Origin of the sequence: Rahnella perminowiae (assembly GCF_019049755.1) — a bacterium.
In the GTDB taxonomy this organism is placed as follows: domain Bacteria; phylum Pseudomonadota; class Gammaproteobacteria; order Enterobacterales; family Enterobacteriaceae; genus Rahnella; species Rahnella perminowiae.
In genome coordinates this window covers 1-1,158 of record NZ_JAFMOS010000152.1, presented here as the reverse complement: position 1 = coordinate 1,158, position 1,158 = coordinate 1, and the positions used below count along the sequence as shown (strand labels likewise).

Genomic DNA, 1,158 nt, shown 5'->3' with positions numbered 1-1,158 from the left:
GTTTAAACCATATTTACTTAGAATGTATAATATAGACTCTTCATCCTTTCCTGATACAATATAGATATCATTAGCTGTTTCAAATAAATTTGAAACATCCAATAGCGGACGGTGTAGTTCAGCCCAAAAATCAGGGTAGAGACTTCTTGCCAGCTTCCTATAATGGATGAACTTATCCCTGAATATTTTCTTATCTTCAGTTGGAATTGATTCATATATAGCAGTGAATCTGTCATTATCTATAGCTTCATTACCAAATTCAGTGAATGAGGCAATAAAGTGACCGTCATGGCGTACAAAATTCCTTAATTTCCTGAATCGTTTAGCCATCAGGCGTGGGATGTTTTGAAGTACATCTTGGTTAAAATCACTGAGAGGTCTGTCATGTAATACATTCCATGTAATTAGCATGCATTCGTCTACTCCATCAACCACGACCCCGTCGAAATCCATTGCTATTAACATCGAATTATACCACCAGCGGTTCTTTAAGAGTTTCGCCGCGCTTCCATCTATCTATTGCATCGAATGTCTGACGCATAAATTTTCCACATTCAGCATAATAGGAGCAAGTTATGATATTCCCGTCGACAACTACATCTGCTTCAATTACATTGGCGCCGGAATTAACCATATCGTCTTTCAGACCAACATAAGCGCAGGTGAGTTTGTCTCTTAGAATACCGGCAGAAATCATAATCCAGGGACCATGGCAGAGCCCAGCCACAACTTTCCCCTGTATTACCATCTGCTTTAGAAAATCTTTAACTCTCTGATCTTGGCGAACTCTATCAGGCGCTTCATGACCGCCAGTGAGAATAACAGCATCAAAATCAGTGGCGTTGAGTTGATCAAAATTAATATTGTCTTTGGATCTTTTATCCATAGGAACAGTGATGCCATATTTCCCTGTCACTGCACTTCCATCCTTTGTTGCAATAGATATATCGTATCCTTCCTCTTTAGAACGATAGTAAGTATAAACTACATCGTGATCCTGAAAACCTGGACCAGTAATTATCACTACTCGTGTCGGATTAGACATGTTATTTTCCTTCTTATTGCGTTACGGGACGTTAATTAAAAATACATTCTGACCACAGTACATTTCTGAGATGGCATCTTTAGCTCGTAGGATATGAATCTTTCCCATTAGAT

General features: G+C 38.8%; 1 protein-coding gene and 1 pseudogene. Both read right to left on the bottom strand.

Features of this window, described 5'->3' with window-relative positions; genetic code table 11:
• Positions 1–465: pseudogene (locus J1785_RS00835) on the bottom strand (hypothetical protein); the annotation flags it as partial.
• Between the two features lie 4 nt (positions 466–469).
• Positions 470–1,045 (bottom strand): DJ-1/PfpI family protein, encoded by a 576-nt coding sequence (locus tag J1785_RS00830; RefSeq protein WP_024359927.1) that lies wholly within the window; start codon positions 1,043–1,045, stop codon positions 470–472.
• Positions 1,046–1,158: the final 113 nt, after the last annotated feature.